Consider the following 23139-nt stretch of genomic DNA (forward strand, 5'->3'; position numbering starts at 1 on the left):
CGGTTAGTTGGTTTTTTCAACAGCTGTGACGTTTCCTTGTGAATCAATGGCAATTTCCAGGCCGTTTGGGCAGCCTTTTGCATCATCCTTTAAATATTCAGCAGTTTTAAGTTCCGCAAGTGTCGGCACTTTATTATTATTATCCATCCCATATGCTTGGACTTCGGCTTGAACCATTTTCACATATGCCTGGCAGCCTTTATTGTTGATATTGGAATTATGTTTGGCGACATTCGGAATCGTAACAATTAACAAAACAGAAATGACGAGCATGACAATCATCATTTCGATTAAAGTGAACCCTTTTTCATTGTTTCTCAATTTAACGTTCATTTTTGAAACCTCCATTTTTTATATGCCATCAAGCAGGTGAAACATAGGTAATAGGATTGCTAAATACATCGAGACGACCAGAAATCCAATAAAGAGATAAAGAATCGGCTGGATGGTTTTGAAGCTTCTTTCAATCATATCCTCCATATTTGTTACACAGTGTTTGCTGAAAAATAACAACTCCTGTTCTAATTTTCCATTTTCCTGACCGTGTTTAACAATCATTGGAAATTCTCTTTCGAAAAATGAAAAATTTCCGAGAATGGTTTCCAACTTTTCTCCGGTCAAGAGTTTATATTTTATTTCCTGTGCCAGCCCGCTGTAAAAAGGTTGTCTTTTGTTTTTTTCAAAAAGCAGCAGGGCTTCAGAGACGGATATTCCACCGGATAATAGGAAGCTTAGTTGAATGGAAAAGTAGTGGGTAAACAATAATTTGAGGATCTTGCCGACAATTGGAATGCGAACGAGCTGTGACCTTTGCTTTAGAACGGAGAGCTTACGAAATACAAGCAAATAATAGAATACCCCTATTAAAAGGATAATCAGCACAGACCCAATCATAATGGGGAAATATTGATCAAAAGCATAAATCACCTTCGTGAAAAAATTGGCTTCAAGACCAAGGGATGAAAAAAGGCTTGTAAACTTTGGCAGCAATGTGTTTTCGACAAATACAAATAGAAAGCCGGTAATTGTAATAAGCAGTAATGGATATTGAAGTAATTTTAACAGTTTCCGTAAATCCTTATCCTTTAATAACGCGAGTTCGCTGCCTTCAAGTAAGGCATCGGCGAAACTGCCATGCTGCTCAGCGAAATAAACATAACCAATTAAGTCTTTGTGAAAACTGAGATTGCTTAAGACATCATGAAACGGTAAGCCATTTCTCAACTCTACTAAACAACCATTTAATTCCTCCTTTCGTTTAGTCGGTAATTGTAATGCTATGGACTCAATTGCTTCCGCAATTGGATATCCCCTGGCTAGTAATTCACCTGTTCTTTTCAAGAAACGTGCTTGTTCATTTACAGTCCATTTAGGACGTTTCATCATCATACACCAGCCGTTCATATTCGGACTCCTGGATGTATCCGAGAGCGATTCCCTTGTTAATCACGTCTTTAATCGTACGGTAATGTGTTTCAATTTGTTCGCCCTTTGCTGCCTTCATGGCGGCATTTAAATTTCTGCCGGATAAAAGCTCAAACACACTGGCCCTTTTCCATCTGCCGTAAGAATAACAAAATGGCGTACACTCGCCATTACAAAAAGGGCAGGTAAGTTCTACTAATCTTTGGGCGGTAACGGCGATTAATGTCTGCTCGACCTCTAACCAATTCACACCAAATTCACGGAGACGATATACAGCTCCTTTAGCATCTCGGGTATGCATCGTTGAAAGCACCAAATGCCCGGTGAGCGCCGCACGGACGGCTATTTTCGCAGTCTCTGCATCCCTGATTTCACCCACCATGATAATGTCAGGATCATGGCGAAGAATCGCCTTCAGGCCGGCAGCATAAGTAACCCCCGCTTTTTCGTTCACTTGAACTTGCAGGACAGAGTCATAGTTTTTTTCGATAGGATCTTCAAGTGTAATGACATTACGATGAAATAAGTGGGCCGTTTCGTTTAATAGGGAATAGAGCGTTGTAGTCTTGCCGCTGCCTGTTGGCCCGGTGAATATAATTAATCCATGTGCGTGTTTGAGAAGAGCTAGCAGTTTTCGTGTCATTGCAGGGAATAATGAGAGCTGATGAAAAGGAATCTGTTCTTGTTGAGGTAAAAGCCTTATCACAAGGCTTTCTCTGTTGTTTGATGGCAGTGTTGAAAGTCTAAGACCCATTAATTGTCCGTCTACTTCACAAAAAATTGCGCCGCTTTGCGGGCGTCGTCTCTCTCCGATATCCATATTGGCTGTGAATTTAAAATGTGAGATTAATCTGTCGCATTCATCTTTAGGAAGGGATAGCCGGGGAATAAGTTTGTTCGTTAAACGGATCTGAACGAGTGTGTCTTTCTTTCTTGGAACGATATGAATATCTGTCGCCTGGTTCCGTGCTGCATCTGTTACAATCCGATTTGCTAATATTTCAATTGCACTAACAATGAGTAACACCACCTTTTTATTTTGTCTCTGCATATATTCGACAACATTCCACCTTTTCCTTCCTTAAATTTAATTTATTTTATTTTTTATTTTTGCTATTGTCAAAAAATGGACAAAAGATGTCAGGCACCATGTGAAAAATTCACATGGTGCCTGACACCCTAATCGTTTATATGGCTTTTTCTGTTAAATAAAAGAGTCCGCCGTTGATGAAGGAGATGTTGATTTTGGGTTCGTATTGTTCCTGGAGAGCTTTTTTTTCTGTTTCATAGCTCTCATTTTCTTCTTCTATATCTTCATAAAAATGATCTAATAGCCGCAAATCTTGATTCCAGCGCATTCTTGCTTCCTCGGCCCATGAATGTTCTTCGCTTTCAATTACCGATCGAAGATATTTTTCAATTCGCGACATCCCGCTTTTTGGCTTTACTAGCGGGGATAGGGTAAAGGAATAATCCGGTATTTTTGGTGTCAGCGTTATTTGCTGCAGGCGGTCATGGAAGTTTTCGACCATTTGTCCATTAATCAGCTGAAGGCCAATGGACTTAAAAACATCGCGCTTCCGGTCACATTGATAAGAAATTTTTAAATTCATACAAAGCCATGGCAACAAAGGGGTTTGACTATTATGATACGGATGGTTTTCATATAGACGAATGTACCGTGATAAATTTTTTGTCGAACTAAAAATTTGATGCAGCCTTGGTGATCCAAAATGAATGATTTCACCTTTTAATTTCTCGGGAGCTGCCTCCTTGTTGGTAATAAAAGTAAGAATCATCGGATTCGGCACCCCGCCGGTTTTCTCTAAATAATGCCAGTAAAATGGCCGGTTCATGAGTTCTTTATCAAGTTCGATGGTCAACTGTACAGTTATAAATCCTAGGTGGTTTTCAAGGATCGGGCATTCATTTGCCTGAAAATAGTTTAAAAGAAAATTATGAATTTCCTGCTGCTGCATGTGAATCACCTTTCTTCATTTCTTCTGCAAACTCAATCATGGATGATAGGTTTTCCATTTTAATTCTCATCTCGCCTTCTGACGCGGACTGACCGAAAATATCGATTAAATGATCCTCGATATTGCCGAATTCCAGCTTTGTTAAGATATCATCAAGCTCGCCGACGACCCGCTCAAATAACTCAATTTTTTCATATAGAAGCTTTAAGATATGTTCTTCGACAGTATTTTTAATCGCAAAATTATAAATCATGACGTCCTTTTCTTGGCCAAGACGATGAATCCTTCCAATTCTCTGTTCAAGTCGCATCGGATTCCACGGTAAATCAAAGTTAATTATATGGTTGCAAAATTGCAGATTAATTCCTTCGCCGCCTGCTTCAGTCGCAATCAGAACCTGGGCATGCTTTTGAAATAATTCCCGCATCCAATCCTTTTTGCCTCGCTTAAACCCGCCGCGGAAGGGGACGGAGGAGATGCCGTGCTGCTTTAAATACCATTGCAGGTACATCTGCGTGGCGCGATATTCAGTGAAAATAATAACCTTATCATTTACCTTTTGAATCAATTCAAGCGCTTTTTCCGCCTTCGAATTTTGCCCGACGGCTTCGACTTTTTTAATCAGGTATTGGATTTGATTCTCAAAGGCTGGTGTCGGATTCTCTTTCTTCTGGAGCATATTCTTAAGTGTATAAAAAACAGCTTCCCTGCTGCTGCAGGCTTCGCGCTGCAATGTCATCACTGAGAAAGAACTTGTCTGCAACCAATCACCCTCACTTTTAAGAGCAGTTATCGATTCATATAAATCCTTCTCAGCTGCTGAAAATTCAATTGGAATGGTTTCAACATGCCTTTTTGTCCATTCAATGCCCGTATCGGCACGCCGGTTCCGAATCATGACTTTGTTCACTAATTCCTTTAAATGCTCATCATCATTTAACGACCTTGCATCGCGTTTATATTTTTCATAAAAGCTAGACTCACTGCCTAAATGACCCGGTTTTAACAGGGAGACAAGGTTAAAAATTTCTTCAATTCGATTTTGAATGGGTGTTGCCGTTAATAATAAACAAAATTTCTTTTTTAGGTTTTGAACAAACTCGTAGTTTTTCGTTTTATTATTTTTCAGCTTATGGGCTTCATCAATGATAATTAAATCGTAATCCTGCTTGTAGATGATCTCTCTGTGAGGATTACGCTTGGCTGTATCGATGGACGAAACAACAATATCACATTGTTCCCAAACATAGCTTTTTCTTTGGGTAATCGCTGGGATAAAAAACTTGCTGTTTAATTCAATCGCCCATTGTGTAACTAACGAGGCCGGAACGAGAATTAACACTTTTTTCACTAGTCCGCGAATCATGTATTCTTTTAAAATTAATCCAGCTTCAATGGTCTTTCCTAGTCCAACCTCATCAGCTAGAATTGCTTTTCCATTCATGTTTTCAATTACCTGTTTAGCCGTTTCGAGCTGGTGGGGGAGCGGGGTTAAATTAGACAAATGACTTGGGGCCATTAAGCCCTCGAACTCTGGGATGACAAGATGGTTTTCGACGCCGATTGCTAGTTTAAAAAGCTCCCAATTCCCCCATGGACCATCATTCTCAATCCTATGTAAAAAATCATCCTGCCAAGAGGAATCAAATTCAATTTCGACTGACATTATTTCAGCTCCCTTTGATACAAAAGATATTGCCCAATGTATTGTTTTAATGGTAGGATGATAATAGCTTTGAAAGTTTAAAATATTTTAATAAGGAAATTTAAATTAGAAGTATAATTTAGTATGACCAAATTGGATAATATTATAAATGCGAATGACAACAAGGGGAGAGACTACCTTTGTAGCGCCGAAGGAGCAAGCAGATGATGTGAATCTCTCAGGCAAAAGAACTCTTGTTTGACGCAGCTCTGGAGAGTGCTCACCGTTGATGTGAGCCACCAAAGGGGAAAGCCGTTTTAGGTAAACTTTCAGGTGCAAGGACAGAGACCTTCTTATCTTTCAAGGGAGGTTTCTGTCCTTTTTTGCTTGTCCTATTTCGGCCTCTTACAAATAATTCAAGAATTAGAAAATCGAAGGGGGATTTATCGTGACTGAATTAAAACGTACGCCGCTTTTTGAAGTGTATAAGGAATACGGTGGAAAAACGATTGATTTCGGAGGCTGGGAGCTGCCAGTCCAATTTTCAAGCATAAAGGAAGAACATGAAGCTGTTCGTACCCGTGCTGGCTTATTCGATGTTTCACATATGGGAGAAGTAGAAGTAAAAGGTCCTGACAGCTTAAGCTACTTGCAAAAAATGATGACCAATGACATATCTAGAATAAAAAACGGCGGGGCTCAATACACAGCGATGTGCTATAATGACGGCGGTACAGTCGACGACCTCCTTGTTTATAAAATCGATGACAACCATTATCTGCTTGTTGTAAACGCATCCAATATTGAAAAGGATTACAAATGGATGGAAGAGCATTTAGAAGGTGATGTCAGCATTGTAAACCTGTCAGAGAAAACAGCTCAGCTCGCTCTTCAAGGACCGCTTGCTGAAACAACATTGCAAAAGCTTACTGACACCAATTTAAGTGAAATCGGCTTTTTCAAATTTCAACAAGAAGTAATCATAAATGGTAAAAAGACACTTGTTTCAAGGACGGGTTATACCGGTGAAGATGGCTTTGAGGTTTATTGTGATGCAAGTTATGTTGTTGAAATTTGGAGAGCAATTCTAACTGCAGGAGAAGAAGACGGCGTCGTGCCGGTTGGGTTGGGAGCGCGCGACACGCTAAGATTTGAAGCAAATCTAGCCCTTTACGGACAGGAGCTTTCACCAGAAATTTCTCCGCTTGAAGCAGGGATTGGCTTTGCGGTGAAATTAAATAAAGAAGCTGATTTTATTGGGAAACATGCACTAAAACAGCAAAAGGAAAATGGTTTATCGAGAAAATTGGTTGGAATCGAAATGATTGACCGCGGAATTCCTCGTCACGGTTACCCTGTTTATAAAGGTGATGAGCTGATTGGTGAAGTAACAACTGGCACGCAGCCACCTACATCAAAGAGAAATATTGGTCTTGTACTAATTAAAACTGAATTTGCAGGCCTTGATACTGAGATCGAAGTGGAAATTCGCGGCAAACGTGTAAAAGCTGCAGTAGTTCCAACACCTTTTTATAAAAGAGAAAAGTAAAACATGAAGGGAGTTAGGTTTATGAAACATCGCTATTTACCTATGACTGAAGAAGATAAGAGGGCAATGCTTGAAACGATTGGTGTTTCTTCAATTGATGAGCTGTTTAGCGATATTCCTGAGAAAGTAAGATTCAAGGGTGAGTATAATATTAAAGCGGCGAAGTCTGAGACCGCGCTAATGAAAGAACTTTTTCTTTTAGCAGACCGCAATGCCGACCTTAAACGAAATGTATCTTTTCTAGGTGCAGGTGTTTATGACCATTACATGCCTGTTATCGTGGATCATGTTATCTCTCGTTCTGAATTTTATACAGCTTACACGCCTTATCAGCCGGAAATTTCTCAAGGGGAGCTGCAAGCGATTTTTGAATTCCAAACGATGATTTGTGAATTAACAGGAATGGATGTAGCCAATTCCTCGATGTACGATGGCGGAACAGCTCTTGCTGAAGCAGCGATGCTAAGTGCCGGTCATACTAAGCGGAAAACCATTCTTGTTTCAAGCGCCGTCCATCCGGAGTATCGTGACGTTCTTAAAACATATGCCAAAGGACAGTACCTAGAAGTAGTAGAAGTACCTGTAAAGAACGGCATAACTGATGTTGAAGCATTAAAAGGGTTAGTAAATGATGATGTGGCAGCGGTAATCGTCCAATATCCAAACTTCTTTGGCAGAATCGAGCCGTTAAAAGAAGTGGAAGAAATCACTCATGCTAGTAAGGGGTTGTTTGTTGTCAACAGCAATCCATTATCGCTAGGTTTATTAACGCCTCCAGGAAAATTTGGAGCTGATATTGTGACTGGCGATGCGCAGCCGTTCGGAATCCCAACTGCATTTGGCGGACCGCACTGCGGGTATTTTGCTGTCACGAATAAATTAATGAGAAAAGTACCAGGTCGTCTTGTTGGACAGACAGTAGATGATCAAGGCCGCCGTGGATTTGTTTTAACGCTTCAAGCGCGTGAGCAACATATCCGGCGTGAAAAAGCGACATCCAATATTTGTTCTAATCAAGCGCTAAACGCTCTTGCAGCATCAGTTGCGATGACAGCCCTTGGTAAAAAAGGTGTCCGTGAAATGGCTGCCGCTAATTTGCAGAAGGCTCACTATGCAAAAACTGCTTTTAAAGAAGCTGGTTTTGAAATCGTTTATGATGGTCATTCCTTCAATGAATTTGTCGTCAAATTAAACAAGCCAGTGAAGGAAGTAAATCAAAAACTGTTACAAAATGGAATCATCGGCGGCTATGATTTAGGACGTGACTATTCAGAGCTTGCTAACCATATGCTGATTGCGGTAACAGAACAAAGGACGAAGGAAGAAATCGATATTTTTGTGAGAGAATTGGGGGATTTGCATGCATAATCAAGATCAAGCACTCATTTTTGAATCTAGTACACCTGGCCGAATTGGATACAGTCTCCCTGAAATGGATGTACAAGAATTAGATTTGGCCAGTCTTCTTCCGGAGGGTTATTTACGGGAAGAAGAAGCTGAGCTCCCAGAGGTTTCTGAACTTGATATCATGCGTCACTATACCGCTCTTTCAAAGAGAAACCATGGCCTAGACTCAGGTTTTTATCCATTAGGCTCTTGTACAATGAAATACAATCCAAAAATTAATGAAAATGTTGCTCGTTATAACGGGTTTGCCCATGTACATCCGCTCCAGGACGAAAGCTCTGTCCAAGGTGCACTCGGGCTATTATACGATTTGCAGGAGCATTTAATTGAAATAACCGGCATGGATGAAGTGACATTACAGTCAGCTGCAGGTGCGCACGGAGAATGGACCGGATTAATGCTAATCCGTGCCTATCATGAAGCAAACGGTGATATGAAACGAACAAAGGTAATCGTTCCTGATTCCGCTCATGGTACGAACCCAGCGTCTGCAACGATTGCAGGTTTTGATACGATTACGGTAAAATCAACTGATCAGGGCCTTGTAGACCTTGAGGATTTAAGACGGGTTGTCGGGGAAGATACGGCTGCCCTTATGCTTACAAATCCAAATACGCTTGGATTATTTGAAGAGGAAATTCTAGAAATCGCTGAAATCGTTCACCAAGCAGGTGGAAAGGTTTATTATGATGGAGCGAACCTGAACGCAGTTCTTTCAAAAGCTAGACCTGGTGATATGGGCTTTGACGTGGTTCACTTAAATCTTCATAAAACCTTTACTGGCCCTCACGGAGGCGGCGGTCCTGGTTCAGGTCCGGTTGGGGTCAAGGCAGACTTAATTCCATTCCTGCCGAAGCCAATTATCTCGAAGCGCGGCGAAGAGTTTGTGCTGGATTATGACCGCCCGCAATCGATTGGCCGTGTGAAGCCATTCTACGGCAACTTTGGCATTAATGTTCGTGCTTATACTTACATCCGCTCCATGGGTCCTGACGGCTTAAAAGCGGTAACGGAATATGCAGTATTAAACGCTAACTACATGATGAGAAGATTAGCTGAGCATTACGATCTGCCATTTGAAAAGCATTGTAAGCACGAGTTTGTCCTAAGCGGTAAACGCCAGAAAAAATTAGGTGTGCGTACTTTGGATATTGCGAAGCGCCTGCTTGATTTCGGCTACCATCCGCCAACCATCTACTTCCCATTAAACGTGGAAGAATGTATCATGATTGAACCGACAGAAACAGAATCAAAAGAGACGCTCGATTCATTTGTCGATATCATGATTCAAATTGCCAAAGAAGCGGAAGAAAACCCAGAGGTAGTGCAAGAGGCACCGCATACGACGGTTGTGGGTCGATTGGACGAAACGATGGCAGCACGGAAGCCAATTTTAAAATTTCAAAAAAAATAAAAAGTATTGAGTCAGATTCGGATAATGAATCTGACTCTGTTTTTTTTCTCGACGGTGATTATAATTTTTTTTTATTCTTGGGTAAATAATAAAAATAAGACAAGGAGGGCAAAAAATGGCTGATTCAAACCATATTCCATTGACTGCATCTGAATTAGGAAACCTGTGGATGACCTATCAGGACAAAACGATGCTCATGAGGGTACTCGAACATTTACTTGAACATGTTGAAGAACAAGAAATTCAACAACTATTGCAATCAAGTCACGATTTTTCGAAACAAGCCGTCGAGACTATTAGTACTATTTTTAAGGAAGAGGGAGCAGTTGTCCCGATTGGCTTCACTGAAAATGATATTTATAAAAATAAACCTAAATTATTCGATCATCTTTATGATTTACTGTTTTTACAAATGATAAATAAAATTGGAATTAGTCTTTTTGCGCTCTACTCAACGATGTCGTTCCGTCAAGATATCAGAGATTTATTTAAGAAATTGACTGATAACTCCCAAGAGGAATTAGAAATGGTAACAAAAATTCTTTTGGAGAAGGGGATTCTTGTTCGTTCGCCATATGTGTCCATGCCAAAGGAGGTTACATTTGTTCAAGATAATGATTATTTATCTGGTTATAACATATTAAATAAGACAAGATCCTTAAATACAATTGAAGTTTCACTGATCCATCATGCGATTGAGACAAACTTAGTGGGTTTGCAATTAATGATTGGCTTCGCCCAAGTTGCAAAAGATAAACAGGTGAAAGAATATTTTGTTAAGGGCATGCAATTATCAATGAAAATTGAAACCACATTAGGTGAATTTTTACGTGAAGATTTTATTGAACCACCGGCTACACCTGCTGGGAAAGCCACCAATTCCACAGTAGCCCCATTTTCAGATAAGTTGATGATGTATATCACCAACTTGTTAAGCACTTTTGGCCTTGGGAGTAATGCACTCGGGGGAGCATTTAGCTTACGAAGTGATTTACCAATGACAATGGCTCGGATAGCGTTGGATATTTATGCTTTTGCTAAAAAAGGCGGGGAAATCATGATTAAAAATGGGTGGATGGAGGAACCGCCGCAAATTGAAGATAGACGAAAACTGACGAGTTCATAAAGAAGGGAATGTAACAAGAGGATGTCCAAAAAGGTTAACCCCTTTTTACACATCCTCTTTTAATGTTACTTTTTAACTTTTACTTTGCCAGACCACTTTTTGAACCCGCCTTGCAGCTGGGTTAGGTCTTTATAACCTTTTTTGTGTAAAAATTGTGCTGCACGTGCGCTGCGCATGCCGCTTTGGCAATACAAGTAAACAGGCATATCCTGGCGAATTTCCTTCATTCGCATTTTCATTTGGGACATTGGGATATTACGTGCTCCTAAAATATGACCGCCATCGAATTCGTTTGCTTCCCGAACATCTATTAGTTGTGCCTTTCTGTATCCGGCACGGAACTCTTCTTCGGTTACCGTTTTAACAATCCTCTTCTGATAGAAGTAGGTGAAAACGGAGTAAATAATTACTGCTGCCAAAATGATTAATAAGACATAAAGTGAACTCAACTTCTTTTTGCTCCTTTCAAGCTTTTCTGCACTAATTTTTATTATATAAGTCATTTCGATAAAGATAAAGATGAATAGGAAAATTCTTTTCATTTTTGCCTTATTTAATTATAGCAGAATCATCTCATTTTGAATTCATATCAGATTTTGGTAGACTAAAATTGATATAATTTTATAAAAATGAGGTTTTTGAATGAATAAGGAAGTTTGGCGATTTATCGATTCGGGGAATAGTTCACCATCTTTTAATATGGCTTTAGACGAAGCGTTACTTGATTGGCACAGCGAGGGGAAATTTCCGCCGGTAATCCGCTTCTATGGCTGGAACCCTCCAACCTTATCTGTAGGCTATTTTCAAAACGTTGAAAAGGAAATTGATATGGAGGCCGTAAAGGAACACGGGCTGGGGTTTGTCCGAAGACCTACTGGCGGGCGGGGAGTCCTTCATGAACATGAGCTTACATATAGTGTGATTGTGTCGGAAGCACATCCGGAAATGCCCAAGACCGTTACCGAAGCATACCGGGTCATTTCTGAAGGAATACTAAAAGGTTTTCACCATTTAGGGCTTGAGGCGTATTTCGCGGTTCCAAAAACTCCGGAGGAAAGGGATGCATTGAAAAACCCGCGCTCTGCTGTCTGTTTTGATGCCCCGAGCTGGTATGAGCTTGTCGTCGAAGACAGAAAAGTAGCAGGAAGTGCACAGACGCGGCAAAAGGGTGTTATTCTGCAGCACGGCTCGATTCTTTTAGATTTAGACGAAGATAAGCTTTTCAGTCTATTCAAATACTCTAATGAACGGGTCAAGGAACGAATGAAGAAGGCCTTTAAGGATAAGGCGGTGGCCATCAATGCGATTAGCCCGCGGAGGATCACACTTGATGAAGCAAAAGAGGCCTTTTTTAAGGGCTTTGCTGAAGGGTTGAATATTGAGCTTGAACCGTATCAACTAACCGAAGAAGAATTGGCATACGTTCAGCAGTTAGCGAAAGAGCGTTATGAAAGTGATGAATGGAATTTTAAACGGTAATTTTTAAAGCGGCGATAGCCGCTTTTTGTTTTATTCCTTTTTTTAAAATGAGGCAAGGTGCGAAATTTGTTAAAATATCCTGTTTTTTAACGAATACCAGTTGAATGCTTTCATTTTCTCCAAAATCTAGTTTTTTTTGCGTTTGACAAAATCATTATTATTTGCCTTAACTACAATATATAGTGGTGTCGAAAATATTTTCGGTACTATATATTGATTTATGATGTTTCACTATGTTAACCTAGTGGATATTAAGACAACAAGATAAAGCGTAACTTACTAGAATCTATTACAAGGAGTTGTTCTCATGTCTGTAGTTTTTAGACAAAAAATGAATATTGATTTTGAGAGGTTGAATGAGGATATCCGCTTATTCCCCAGTGTACACCCAGTTACCCCAGATATGAAAATAACTCACAAGGGTGTATCAAGATTGGTCATGCTTGACCGCTACACCTTTAAAGACACGGCAAAAATTACCCTGACAAATGGCGACTTTGTTGTTTTGACAATTAAAGAGGATCCAAAATTTCCAGCACGCGGTCTAGGCACCATTATGGAAATTGACTGGGAGAGAAAAAAAGCGAAGGTTTTGGTTGAAGAGGAATTTAGGGGTGTCCTTGAGGATCCCGAGGAGACAAGTTCAGGACTTATTTGGCGGTCACTTGATATCATTGAAAAGCCATTAGAGCTTTTCTACGAGCAAATAGCCAAACGGAATGCCACAGGCCTCGCATCGGTAGAAGAAACGGATGAGAAGCGCATGGAGTGGTTCGATAAGTTTTATCAAGAGCTTGTGACAATGAACTTTATTCCGGCAGGGCGCGTTTTGTATGGAGCCGGGGCAAATACCGACGTCACGTTTTTTAATTGTTATGTGATGCCGTTTGTTCCAGACTCTCGTGAAGGCATCTCCGACCATCGTAAGCAGGTAATGGAGATTATGAGCCGCGGCGGTGGTGTTGGCACAAATGGTTCGACATTAAGACCGCGTAATACCTTGGCTAGAGGCGTAAATGGAAAATCATCCGGATCGGTTTCATGGCTGGATGATATTGCGAAATTGACGCATTTGGTTGAGCAGGGGGGCAGTCGCAGAGGTGCTCAGATGATTATGTTGTCGTCCTGGCATCCTGACATTATTGAATTCATTATTTCAAAAATGCAAAACCCTAGAATTTTACAATTCTTAATTGAAAATACAAATGATGAAACGATTAAGAAACATGCAAAAGATAAACTTAAATTCACCCCGCTAACTTTACAGGAAACTGCAATGTACCAGGGAATTGTTAATTACAAAAACATTCCAGGTTATGGTGGGTTTGATGAAAAGATCATTGCTGAGGCAGAAGAAAAATTAGCAGCCGGTGGTAACTTTACTGTTCATAATCCTGAATTCCTAACTGGAGCAAACATATCAGTATGTTTAACTAAGGAATTTATGGAAGCAGTAGAAACCGATAGTGAGTATGAGCTACGTTTCCCTTATGTTGAACACTACAACGAAGAGGAAATGAAAATTTACAATGAAGAATGGCATCAAGTTGGTGACGTACGTGAGTGGGAAAAGCTCGGACACAAAGTGCGTGTGTACAAAAAGATTCAGGCCAGAGAGCTTTGGAATCTGATAAATATTTGTGCAACCTACTCCGCCGAACCAGGAATATTTTTTATCGATAACGCCAACGACATGACAAATGCTAAAGCATATGGACAGCAAGTCGTTGCAACAAATCCGTGTGGTGAGCAGCCTCTCGCGCCTTTTTCCGTCTGTAATCTTGCTGCTGTTAACCTTGCGGAAATGGCAGATAAGGAAACTAAAACAGTTGATTTTGAAAAGTTAAGGAAAACAGTAGCGGTCGGCGTCCGGATGCAGGACAATGTCATCAACGCTACCCCATACTTCTTAGAAGAAAACAAAAAGCAAGCACTCGGTGAGCGTCGCGTTGGACTAGGTGTCATGGGCTTACACGATTTGCTGATATACTGTGAAACAGAGTATGGTTCACCTGAAGGTAACAAACTTGTTGATGAAGTATTTGAAACAATTGCTACAACAGCTTATCGAACATCAATTGAATTAGCCAAAGAGAAGGGAAGTTTCCCATTCTTAAGTGGTAATACACATAATGAAACAAATCGGTTACGACAAGGTTTCATCGATACAGGCTTTATGAAAAAAATGCCCGAAGATGTTCGCCAATCGATTTTAGAAAACGGAATAAGAAATTCACATTTGCTAACTGTTGCTCCAACGGGTAAACATATTGCCCCCAGTGTTCGTAAGAGCGCTGCGTAAACCTTACTGTATGCGGGAAACACCGAGAATATCTTAGTACCTGTACCTTGCCAGTACGTTTAGGTAAAAATCTAAGATTGCGGTCAATCCGCAGGGAAGTCGTGGCTGACCCCTCAACGACTATACGTAGGGCAACCATTGATAATGGTTGAAGGTAGAGTCTGACCCATATGGCGACATATGGAGCGGGTACTAATAATCCCGCCCTCTATTATATCTTTATAGAGAGTAACAATCGTGAGTACTGGAACAATGGTAGGCGTTTCAACCGGATTAGAACCTTATTTCTCATTCTCATATTTCCGCAGTGGACGTTTAGGTAAATTTATTGAAGTAAAAGCAGATATCGTAGAAGAATATTTGAATCAGCATCCAGATGCAGATGCAAACAATCTTCCAAATTGGTTTGTAACAGCTATGGAACTTGCTCCTGAAGCACATGCGGATGTCCAATGTGTGATTCAGCGCTGGATTGACAGTTCCATTAGTAAAACCGTAAATGCTCCAAAAGGCTATAGTGTGGAACAAGTAGAGAAGGTATATGAGCGTCTATACCGCGGCGGAGCAAAAGGCGGTACTGTCTATGTGGACGGCTCAAGAGATTCTCAGGTTTTAACACTTAAAGCTGAAGAAAATACCAACGAACAATTATCGATGTTTGATGAAAAACCAAAGCAGCATGTTGTTCTTGTTGATACCATAAGCGACCTGCGTTCAACAGACGTAACAATAGGCTCAGAGGTTGGCAACACTTGCCCAGTCTGCCGTAAAGGGAAAGTAAAGGAAATCGGCGGGTGTAATACCTGTACAAATTGCGGTGCACAATTAAGGTGCGGTCTATAAGGATTTCAAAAGGGATGGAGATTAATATTTCCATCCTTTTTCTACTCAAAGAAGTGTTCAAGCTGCTCCAAAAAAGAACCTTATCGCCCAGTCACTCACCAAGAAGAATACACAGTATCAATAAACTATATCAATATAACTTTGTAACTAAATTGTAATCTCGCTGTGAAGACGCTGTTATTCATTCCTTGTATAGTATGAGTATCAAATCACGCCAAGGGGGAATAACATTATGCTAAAAAAATTCATCACAGCACTTGCGATTACAATTGGACTTAGCTCAGTGTTTGCCACAACGGGTGATAAAGCAGAAGCGGCTTATTATCATACAAAAGCAATTTCAGTTGCCAAAGCAAATGTCGGTGTTCCATATAAATGGGGGGGAATAACACCAAGAGGCTTCGATTGCTCAGGTCTAATAAAATATTCATTCGCTCAGGCTGGTAAAGTTTTACCACGTACAGCGGCTGAAATGTACTATACAAAAGGACATCGTGTAAGTTCTATACAACCAGGTGACTTACTGTTTTACGCACCAAGTAAAGCAAGTAAACCAACACATGTCGCGATGTATATAGGCGCAGGTAAGATGATTATGGCTTCTTCGTCAAAAGGTGTAATGATAACCTATACTAATAACAGCTACTGGAATCCAAAATTTATTGGCGCAAAACGAATATAAACTCTCTAGTAAGAACATCGGTATTCCGGTGTTCTTTTTTATATCAATCAAGGTTCTGTTAAAGGTAAAATGAGGAATTTTAAGAGTTTAAACCACCATATGTACTTGGTCCTCTCGATTGAAGGCATCAGACACAACGTAAAAATAATGTAAATTTAATCTTTTGTTATAGTCTTAATAATATTTCCATTGGTATACTCGCAATATCGGAAATCGATAATGGAGTGCTTATTATCTTTCGGAGGTGAAAACTTGGAAGATAAAGTCCTTTGGAAGTCTTTAAAGAAATTAAAAACTAGGAAAGGAGAGAATACAGTGAAAAACAACAATGAGAACAAAGCTATTAAGTCTCTTCTAGAGATCCTATTGGTTTCAACAAGGCTGGGTCTAACATCATTTGGAGGACCAATTGCACACCTTGGCTACTTTCATAATGAATATATACGAAGAAGAAAGTGGATGGATGAAAAAAGTTATGCTGATTTAGTAGCTTTATGTCAGTTCTTACCTGGTCCAGCTAGCAGCCAAGTAGGTATTGGGATTGGAGTTATGCGGGCAGGTATTTTGGGAGGTATAGTATCCTTTATTGGATTTACACTTCCCTCTGTTGTGGCAATGATTATTTTTGCACAAATTCTCCAAGGAATGGATGTGAGAGATGCTGGCTGGGTCCATGGTTTAAAAATTGTAGCAGTTGCAGTTGTCGCACATGCCATATTGGGGATGGCGAAAAGTCTAACGCCTGATTTAAAAAGAAAAGCATTAGCTTTATTTGCCTTAGTTGGAACGCTTTTGTGGCAGACAGCATTTACTCAAGTTTGCGTTATAATCATAGCGGCATTCATTGGCTTTCTTCTTTATAGACAACATAAAGAAGACAATGATGCAAAAATACAAATTCCAATATCCAAAGGTTTCGCGGCTATGTGTTTAATTCTGTTTTTTTGTTTACTGTTCCTTTTACCTATTTTGAGAGAAGTAACCTCTTTAAATTGGATTGCAATGTTTGATAGTTTTTCGTTCTGGTTCTTTAGTTTTTGGTGGTGGACATGTCGTTTTACCATTGCTTGAAAGGGAATTTGTCCCTACTGGATGGTTGAGCAAGGACGAATTTTTAGCTGGATATGGTGCTGCACAAGCTGTTCCTGGTCCATTATTTACATTTGCTGCATACCTGGGAGCTGTTATGAATGGATGGCAAGGTGGTTTATTAGCAACAATTGCAATTTTCTTGCCAGCATTCTTGCTTGTACTAGGTTCTTTACCATTTTGGGATTCTTTGCGCCGCAACCCAAAAATAAAAGGGGCGTTAATGGGAGTAAATTCGGCAGTTGTAGGAATTTTAATTGCCGCATTTTACCAACCGATATGGACCAGCTCTATACTTGCTCCCATTGATTTTGCTTTTGCAGCTATATTATTTAGCATGTTAGTGTATTGGAAGTTGCCGCCGTGGGTCATTGTTTTGACTGGGGCAATAGGTGGATTGCTTATGGAATTAATTTAAGGAAAGGATGAATCCCCCAGACCGAAATTAGAAGATGAATGGAAAGTTTCTGGGGACGATGTCAAAAAGGATAACAAAGGTCTTTGAAAAAATTGGAAATATCTTGATCAAGCCCTTGCTGGTTCGGAAGCTTCCTCACTTGATAAAGAAGCTTTAGGTTCCTTAAACGACAAGCTGACGGAAGCCTTGAAAGAGTTAGAAAAGAATACGAAATAATCAATGCTTCGGAAATATAAATAAAGACTCAATTGGCAAAAAACTACTTTAATTAGGGATAGACCTTTACGTATTCATGTGGGGTTTATCCCTTTCTATTTTACTATAACTGAAACGCATCTCAAGCCAGCATCGCTGTTTCCCACTGCGAAGGCTACTGTCCTGCTCCTAAGATTAATGCAGCACTAATAAGGGTTGCAGTATAAAATATAGATCAATTACCATGAAAAGTTGACGCAAAATTGTCGTTTTCTCTACATATTATCTTCATACTCTTAGATTACTATTTATATAGCTTAAGATACTTAAGTAACAAGATATCCATTACAATGATATAAGGTGATTCGATGTATAGCTTAATGAGCCAATTTAGTTCATTTATAAGTAAACCGTTTTTCGAGATGGCCCATAGCTTGGAATCATGGCCAATCCTTTTTGCTTTTATCTTAGGACTCGTGGGAGCATTAGCCCCATGCCAGCTTACGGGGAATATTAGTGCTGTCACGCTATATGGTAACAGTTCAATTCAAAAGAAAATTAGTTGGAGGGATGTTTTCAGTTTCACTTTGGGAAAAGTAGCAGCCTTTTCATTATTAGGAGGGCTAGTGTGGTTTTTGGGAAAGGGAATCGAACAAAACTTAATATTCTATTTTCCTTGGATCCGCAAGTTGATTGGTCCGTTATTAATCATCGTGGGTATTTATTTGTTAGGCTTCATCGAATTAACTGGGACAATTAATTTGTTTAAGAGGTCAAAGGAAAACGAACTTGGAAATCCACTCGGTTCTTTTATGCTGGGTTTTAGTTTTTCACTTGCTTTTTGTCCAACTATGTTTATTTTGTTTTTTGTCACCTTAATGCCACTCGTCTTATCAAGTTCCTATGGAGTTATTCTCCCGTCCATCTTTGCGGTTGGTACTGCCTTACCATTATTATTTGTCATTTTCCTTATTTGGTACCTTGGCGGAAGCGGTGCATTAATGAAAAAAGGTAGAAGGTTTGGTACCATTATTCAACGGGTAGCAGGTACTGCAATACTTCTATTAGGAATATTTGATACCATTACCTATTGGTCGTTATGAACAAATTGTGAAGGCTGATAAAAAACCTTTACATAGGGTAGGGGGGTATAGTAGAATGAAATAAAGCAAGGCATAATAAAAAGCTAATAAAAGGAGAGATTATTGATGGAAAGAGTAACACTAAACGTTCAAGGAATGTCTTGTGATCATTGTGTGAAAGCAGTAGAAGGAAGTGTAAGCGCACTAAACGGTGTTGGTTCTGTAAAGGTAAACTTAAAAGCAGCTACAGTTGATGTGGAATATAACCAGCAAAAGGTTTCATTGGATGAAATTAAAGAAACCATTGATGATCAAGGTTACGACGTAAAATAATAAAGTGAAAAGACGTGCTAACTATTAGCACGTTCTTTTCGCAAAAATATATACCTATATGGGGTATAAGGAGTTGGCTTTTATGAGTCAAAGCTTAAAAGAGACGAATTTGCAAATATCGGGTATGACCTGTGCCGCATGTGCGACAAGAATTGAAAAGGGTCTAAATAAACTAGCTGGTGTAGAGTCAGCAAATGTTAACCTTGCCTTGGAGAAATCCGCAATAAAATATGATCCATCACAGATAAATGTTGTTGATATTGAAAAGAAAATCAGAGATTTAGGATACGATGTTGTAGTGGAGAAGGCAGGGTTCGATATCACTGGAATGACTTGTGCCGCATGTGCAACAAGAATAGAAAAGGGCTTGAATAAGTTAGATGGTATCGTTAAGGCTAATGTGAATTTGGCGCTTGAAAAAGCAACAGTTGAGTTTAACGGCTCCATGCTTACGAGTAATGATGTCATAAAAAAAGTTGAAGCCCTTGGCTATAAAGCCCAAATAAAAGAAGATTCTAAAGAAACAAGTGACCATCGCCAAAAAGAAATTGCCAAACAATCGAAAAAATTTATCTTTTCTGCGATATTGTCATTGCCACTTTTATGGGCCATGGTTGGCCACTTTTCGTTTACCTCGTTTATTTATGTACCGAAAATGTTTATGAATCCTTGGTTCCAGTTAATTTTGGCTACACCAGTTCAATTTGTTATTGGAGGTCAGTTTTACGTAGGGGCATATAAGGCAATTAAAAATAAAGGTGCCAATATGGATGTACTTGTTGCCTTAGGTACATCGGCAGCTTATTTCTTTAGTTTATATTTATCAATTATGTCGCTTATCGAAAGTGCTCATAACGTAGATCTATATTTTGAGACAAGTGCTGTCCTCATTACATTAATTATATTAGGGAAGCTTTTTGAAGCGAAAGCAAAAGGGCGCTCCTCAGAAGCAATCAAAAAATTAATGGGTCTACAGGCAAAGACTGCAACAGTTGTTAGGAATGGTATTGAATTAGAAATTCCAATCGAAGAGGTAGTTGCCGGTGATCTCCTGTATATTAAGCCCGGTGAAAAGATTCCTGTGGATGGAAAAATCATTGAAGGGCATTCCGCTGTTGACGAGTCAATGCTGACAGGTGAAAGTGTGCCAGTGGATAAGAGTATCGGGGACGAGGTAATCGGAGCCACACTTAATAAAAATGGGTTTTTACAAATTGAAGCGACAAAAGTTGGCCGGGATACGGCTCTAGCACAAATCATTAAAGTGGTAGAGGAAGCGCAAGGATCAAAAGCTCCTATACAACGCCTTGCCGATAAAATATCTGGCGTTTTTGTGCCAATTGTTGTAGCAATTGCGGTAATCACTTTTATTATCTGGTATGTATGGGTAGCCCCTGGAGACTTTGCAGACGCCTTAGAAAAAATGATTGCCGTACTTGTTATTGCTTGTCCTTGTGCATTAGGATTGGCAACACCAACCTCAATAATGGCAGGTTCCGGCCGGGCGGCTGAATACGGAATCCTCTTTAAGGGTGGAGAGCACCTGGAAATGACTCACCGTGTGGCTACGGTAGTTTTGGATAAAACTGGTACGGTAACAAATGGAACACCGATTTTAACGGATATTCTCAATGAAGATTCATTTGTTGAAGAAGAGTTTTTAGCATTAGTTGGCTCAGCTGAAAAGCAATCAGAACATCCACTAGCACAAGCGATTGTTAAAGGGATTAAAGATAAAGGGATTTCATTAAAGGATGTCACAGAATTTGAAGCTATTCCTGGATTTGGAATTACAGCAATCGTGGACGGAAAGCAAATCTTAGTTGGTACGAGAAAACTAATGAATAAATATAAGGTAGAAATTAATAATGCCCTTGTTCAAATGGATGAATTAGAAAAAGCAGGTAAAACAGCTATGCTTGCTGCCATAGATGGTCAATATGCCGGAACGGTTGCGGTGGCGGACACGATCAAGGAAACCTCTAAAACAGCGATTAGCCGCCTCAAAAAAATGGGACTTGATGTTATCATGATTACCGGTGATAATCAGCAGACGGCCAAGGCAATCGCTGCCGAGGCAGCGATTGAACATGTAATTGCAGAGGTTCTTCCCGAGGGAAAAGCAGATGAAATCAAGAAGTTGCAGGCTGAAGGCAAAAAAGTTGCTATGGTTGGAGATGGGATTAACGATGCTCCGGCACTCGCCATTGCTGACATCGGAATGGCGATCGGGACCGGTACAGATGTTGCGATGGAAGCGTCCGATATCACACTAATTCGCGGCGATTTAAATAGTATTGCGGACGCAATCTTTATGAGTAAGAAAACCATTACCAATATTAAGCAAAATGTATTCTGGGCACTGGCTTATAATTCGCTTGGCATTCCTGTTGCCGCCCTAGGGTTCCTTGCACCATGGCTGGCCGGTGCAGCGATGGCGTTCAGTTCCGTTTCAGTTGTTCTTAACGCCTTGCGTTTACAAAAAGTGAAACTTTAAAGATTGGAAAACACGAAAGAAAAAGGCTGACAGGCTGCCATATAATTGTCAGCCTTTTTATCTGAAAAATTTTCTCCTTGTCCGCCGTACTATTTTCACATTGTGCCGATTAAAGATGTAACAATGAGTTCATCTTTAGGAGTGACTGCCATGAAAATAGACGGTGTTTTTTCAGGAGGCGGAATTAGAGGATTTACACTCGTTGGTGCCTATGAAGAAATTGAAAACAGGGGATTTCAGTTTGCAAGGGTCGCAGGATCAAGTGCAGGGTCAATTGTAGCCGCCTTAATAGCGGCTGGTTATACGAGTAAAGAAATTTATCAATTGGTGGATGAGTTTGATTTACTCAAAATGCTCGATACCCGTAAATCGATCATTCCCTTTTCGATTGCTAAATGGCTGCTCGTATATTGGAGATTAGGACTCTATAAAGGAAATGAGCTTGAAAAATGGATGAAAGAGAAACTGGAAGCAAAGGGGTTAAGGACATTCTCCGATCTTCCTCCCAATACCCTCAGGGTGATTGCCTCAGACCTATCGAAGGGACAAATGATTGTTTTGCCAGATGATTTAGAAAAATACGGGATACCACCAGGTTCGTTCTCAATCGCAAAAGCAATTAGAATGAGTTGCAGTATTCCTTATTTTTTTGAACCAGTTAAATTGCGTTCACTGGATGGAATGAGCGTAATCGTGGATGGGGGAGTACTTAGTAATTTTCCGATGTGGCTTTTTGATAAGGATAATGTAAAAAAGGTCAGACCCGTACTTGGTATCAAACTTAGTCCAAGTGAACATGAACATGAAAAACATAAAATAACAAACGGTATTCAATTATTTGGCGCCTTATTTGAGACGATGAAAGATGCCCATGATCAAAGATATATTTCCAAAAAGCATGTGGAAAATATTATTTTTATTACTGCGGAAGGAGTTTCGTTAACCGAATTTAATTTAACAGAAGAAAAAAAGCGGGAATTATTTGAAATAGGCCGAGAACAAGCAAAAAAGTTTTTAAATAATTGGAGTTATTAAATTTCTGTCTAGCTCCAGCGCCTAGGAGCTCGGGTCATAAGCCAATCCGTCAAGAAGGCTAAAAAGCAGCCTTCTCGCCGGCTCGTCTTATGCCTGTCGCTCCTGAGCACTAAGGAAAGCTCCTTAGAATAATCTTCACAGGATCAATCTGTGCTTGTTCCGAAGGCGCTTCCGCTTTTCTAATAAAAAATCGAACGTCTATAACGACGCTCGATTTTTCTTTTTCCCCTTTTTCCCATCAATAACGGTTAGGTGAGCAGGAGATTTCTTTTTTATCTTGTTGCCCTTCTTTAATGTTGTTAACGTCCCAAGAGAGGAGGTCTTAGCAGCCCCGTCCCCGCTCTTTTGCTGCAATCGCTTTTTTGACTTTTTTGCTGCTTTAAGAAATGCTCGCTGCTCTTTTTTTTGTGGGCTTGAAGATGAAAACTTCCGAACAAGGAAATAAATGAGCAGACCGATTATGGCAAAGACAGCTATTTTCTGTAGGAAACCGGCAGGATTAGCTGTAAATGAACTAAATAGACCAACTAAGGCTAGAATGATAAGTCCCCCAACAATAAAAACTGATGTCCGATTTTTCAAGAAAGCCACCTCCCTAAGAGCATCATAAGCATTTTTACTAGCTTTTAAACACGGGAA

Annotated in this window: 17 protein-coding genes, 3 pseudogenes and 1 riboswitch; of the genes and pseudogenes, 13 read left to right on the forward strand and 7 right to left on the reverse strand. The window is 40.0% G+C overall.

What is annotated here, in order from left to right; genetic code table 11:
* Positions 1-3: 3 nt before the first annotated feature.
* The 5 genes from comGC to AA980_RS14000 form a co-directional block, all read right to left on the reverse strand.
* Positions 4-333 carry a competence type IV pilus major pilin ComGC gene (gene comGC / locus AA980_RS13980; RefSeq protein ID WP_024029755.1) on the reverse strand — a complete coding sequence of 110 codons (330 nt, stop codon included), beginning with the start codon at positions 331-333 and terminating at the stop codon, positions 4-6.
* Positions 334-351: 18 nt separating this feature from the next.
* The gene (gene comGB, locus AA980_RS13985; protein ID WP_024029756.1) at positions 352-1404 is read right to left on the reverse strand and encodes a competence type IV pilus assembly protein ComGB; all 1053 of its coding nucleotides are present in this window, start codon (positions 1402-1404) and stop codon (positions 352-354) included.
* Positions 1370-2476 carry a competence type IV pilus ATPase ComGA gene (gene comGA, locus AA980_RS13990; protein WP_024029757.1) on the reverse strand — a complete coding sequence of 369 codons (1107 nt, stop codon included), beginning with the start codon at positions 2474-2476 and terminating at the stop codon, positions 1370-1372. Before comGA ends, comGB begins: the two co-directional genes overlap by 35 nt.
* Positions 2477-2612: 136 nt before the next feature.
* Positions 2613-3404 carry a YqhG family protein gene (locus AA980_RS13995; protein ID WP_024029758.1) on the reverse strand — a complete coding sequence of 264 codons (792 nt, stop codon included), beginning with the start codon at positions 3402-3404 and terminating at the stop codon, positions 2613-2615.
* Positions 3382-5070 carry a DEAD/DEAH box helicase gene (locus tag AA980_RS14000; RefSeq protein ID WP_024029759.1) on the reverse strand — a complete coding sequence of 563 codons (1689 nt, stop codon included), beginning with the start codon at positions 5068-5070 and terminating at the stop codon, positions 3382-3384. Before AA980_RS14000 ends, AA980_RS13995 begins: the two co-directional genes overlap by 23 nt.
* Before the next feature lie 154 nt (positions 5071-5224).
* Positions 5225-5313: riboswitch (glycine riboswitch) on the forward strand.
* A gap of 184 nt (positions 5314-5497) precedes the next feature.
* Between AA980_RS14000 and gcvT the strand changes: the two genes are divergently transcribed.
* The 4 genes from gcvT (at position 5498) to AA980_RS14020 (ending at position 10545) form a co-directional block, all read left to right on the forward strand.
* Positions 5498-6598, forward strand: a complete 1101-nt coding sequence (gene gcvT / locus AA980_RS14005) for a glycine cleavage system aminomethyltransferase GcvT (RefSeq protein WP_024029760.1) — start codon at positions 5498-5500, stop codon at positions 6596-6598.
* Between the two features lie 21 nt (positions 6599-6619).
* On the forward strand, positions 6620-7966 hold the full coding sequence (gene gcvPA / locus AA980_RS14010; protein ID WP_024029761.1) for an aminomethyl-transferring glycine dehydrogenase subunit GcvPA: 1347 nt from the start codon (positions 6620-6622) through the stop codon (positions 7964-7966).
* Positions 7959-9419 carry an aminomethyl-transferring glycine dehydrogenase subunit GcvPB gene (gene gcvPB, locus AA980_RS14015; protein ID WP_024029762.1) on the forward strand — a complete coding sequence of 487 codons (1461 nt, stop codon included), beginning with the start codon at positions 7959-7961 and terminating at the stop codon, positions 9417-9419. The genes gcvPA and gcvPB overlap by 8 nt, the downstream gene beginning before the upstream one ends.
* A 115-nt stretch (positions 9420-9534) precedes the next feature.
* Positions 9535-10545 (forward strand): DUF3231 family protein, encoded by a 1011-nt coding sequence (locus AA980_RS14020; protein ID WP_024029763.1) that lies wholly within the window; start codon positions 9535-9537, stop codon positions 10543-10545.
* Between the two features lie 65 nt (positions 10546-10610).
* On the opposite strand, the gene AA980_RS14025 is transcribed toward AA980_RS14020, so the two are convergent.
* A complete protein-coding gene (locus AA980_RS14025; protein ID WP_024029764.1) occupies positions 10611-10994 on the reverse strand; it encodes a rhodanese-like domain-containing protein in 384 nt (127 codons plus the stop codon).
* 193 nt (positions 10995-11187) lie between these two features.
* Between AA980_RS14025 and AA980_RS14030 the strand changes: the two genes are divergently transcribed.
* The 9 genes and pseudogenes from AA980_RS14030 to AA980_RS14070 all read left to right on the forward strand — a co-directional run bounded on the left by AA980_RS14030 (position 11188) and on the right by AA980_RS14070 (position 22500).
* Positions 11188-12024 (forward strand): lipoate--protein ligase family protein, encoded by an 837-nt coding sequence (locus tag AA980_RS14030; RefSeq protein WP_024029765.1) that lies wholly within the window; start codon positions 11188-11190, stop codon positions 12022-12024.
* Between the two features lie 307 nt (positions 12025-12331).
* A pseudogene (locus tag AA980_RS14035) lies at positions 12332-14287 on the forward strand (vitamin B12-dependent ribonucleotide reductase); the annotation flags it as partial.
* Between the two features lie 279 nt (positions 14288-14566).
* A pseudogene (locus tag AA980_RS14040) lies at positions 14567-15169 on the forward strand (hypothetical protein); the annotation flags it as partial.
* A 232-nt stretch (positions 15170-15401) separates the two neighbouring features.
* Positions 15402-15851: a C40 family peptidase gene (locus AA980_RS14045; RefSeq protein ID WP_024029766.1), complete on the forward strand. Its 450-nt coding sequence runs from the start codon at positions 15402-15404 to the stop codon at positions 15849-15851.
* A 342-nt stretch (positions 15852-16193) separates the two neighbouring features.
* Positions 16194-17358 (forward strand): annotated as a pseudogene (locus AA980_RS14050) (chromate transporter).
* Between the two features lie 563 nt (positions 17359-17921).
* Positions 17922-18656 carry an urease accessory protein UreH domain-containing protein gene (locus AA980_RS14055; RefSeq protein ID WP_034724613.1) on the forward strand — a complete coding sequence of 245 codons (735 nt, stop codon included), beginning with the start codon at positions 17922-17924 and terminating at the stop codon, positions 18654-18656.
* 105 nt (positions 18657-18761) lie between these two features.
* The gene (gene copZ / locus AA980_RS14060) at positions 18762-18968 is read left to right on the forward strand and encodes a copper chaperone CopZ (protein WP_024029768.1); all 207 of its coding nucleotides are present in this window, start codon (positions 18762-18764) and stop codon (positions 18966-18968) included.
* 82 nt (positions 18969-19050) lie between these two features.
* Positions 19051-21465 carry a heavy metal translocating P-type ATPase gene (locus tag AA980_RS14065; RefSeq protein ID WP_024029769.1) on the forward strand — a complete coding sequence of 805 codons (2415 nt, stop codon included), beginning with the start codon at positions 19051-19053 and terminating at the stop codon, positions 21463-21465.
* A gap of 150 nt (positions 21466-21615) precedes the next feature.
* Positions 21616-22500 (forward strand): patatin-like phospholipase family protein, encoded by an 885-nt coding sequence (locus tag AA980_RS14070; protein ID WP_024029770.1) that lies wholly within the window; start codon positions 21616-21618, stop codon positions 22498-22500.
* 198 nt (positions 22501-22698) lie between these two features.
* Here the strand turns inward: AA980_RS14070 and AA980_RS14075 are convergent, their stop codons facing one another.
* A complete protein-coding gene (locus tag AA980_RS14075; protein ID WP_328586712.1) occupies positions 22699-23091 on the reverse strand; it encodes an SA1362 family protein in 393 nt (130 codons plus the stop codon).
* Positions 23092-23139: the final 48 nt, after the last annotated feature.

It is taken from the genome of Neobacillus vireti, from assembly GCF_001026695.1.
Classification (GTDB): domain Bacteria; phylum Bacillota; class Bacilli; order Bacillales; family Cytobacillaceae; genus Neobacillus; species Neobacillus vireti.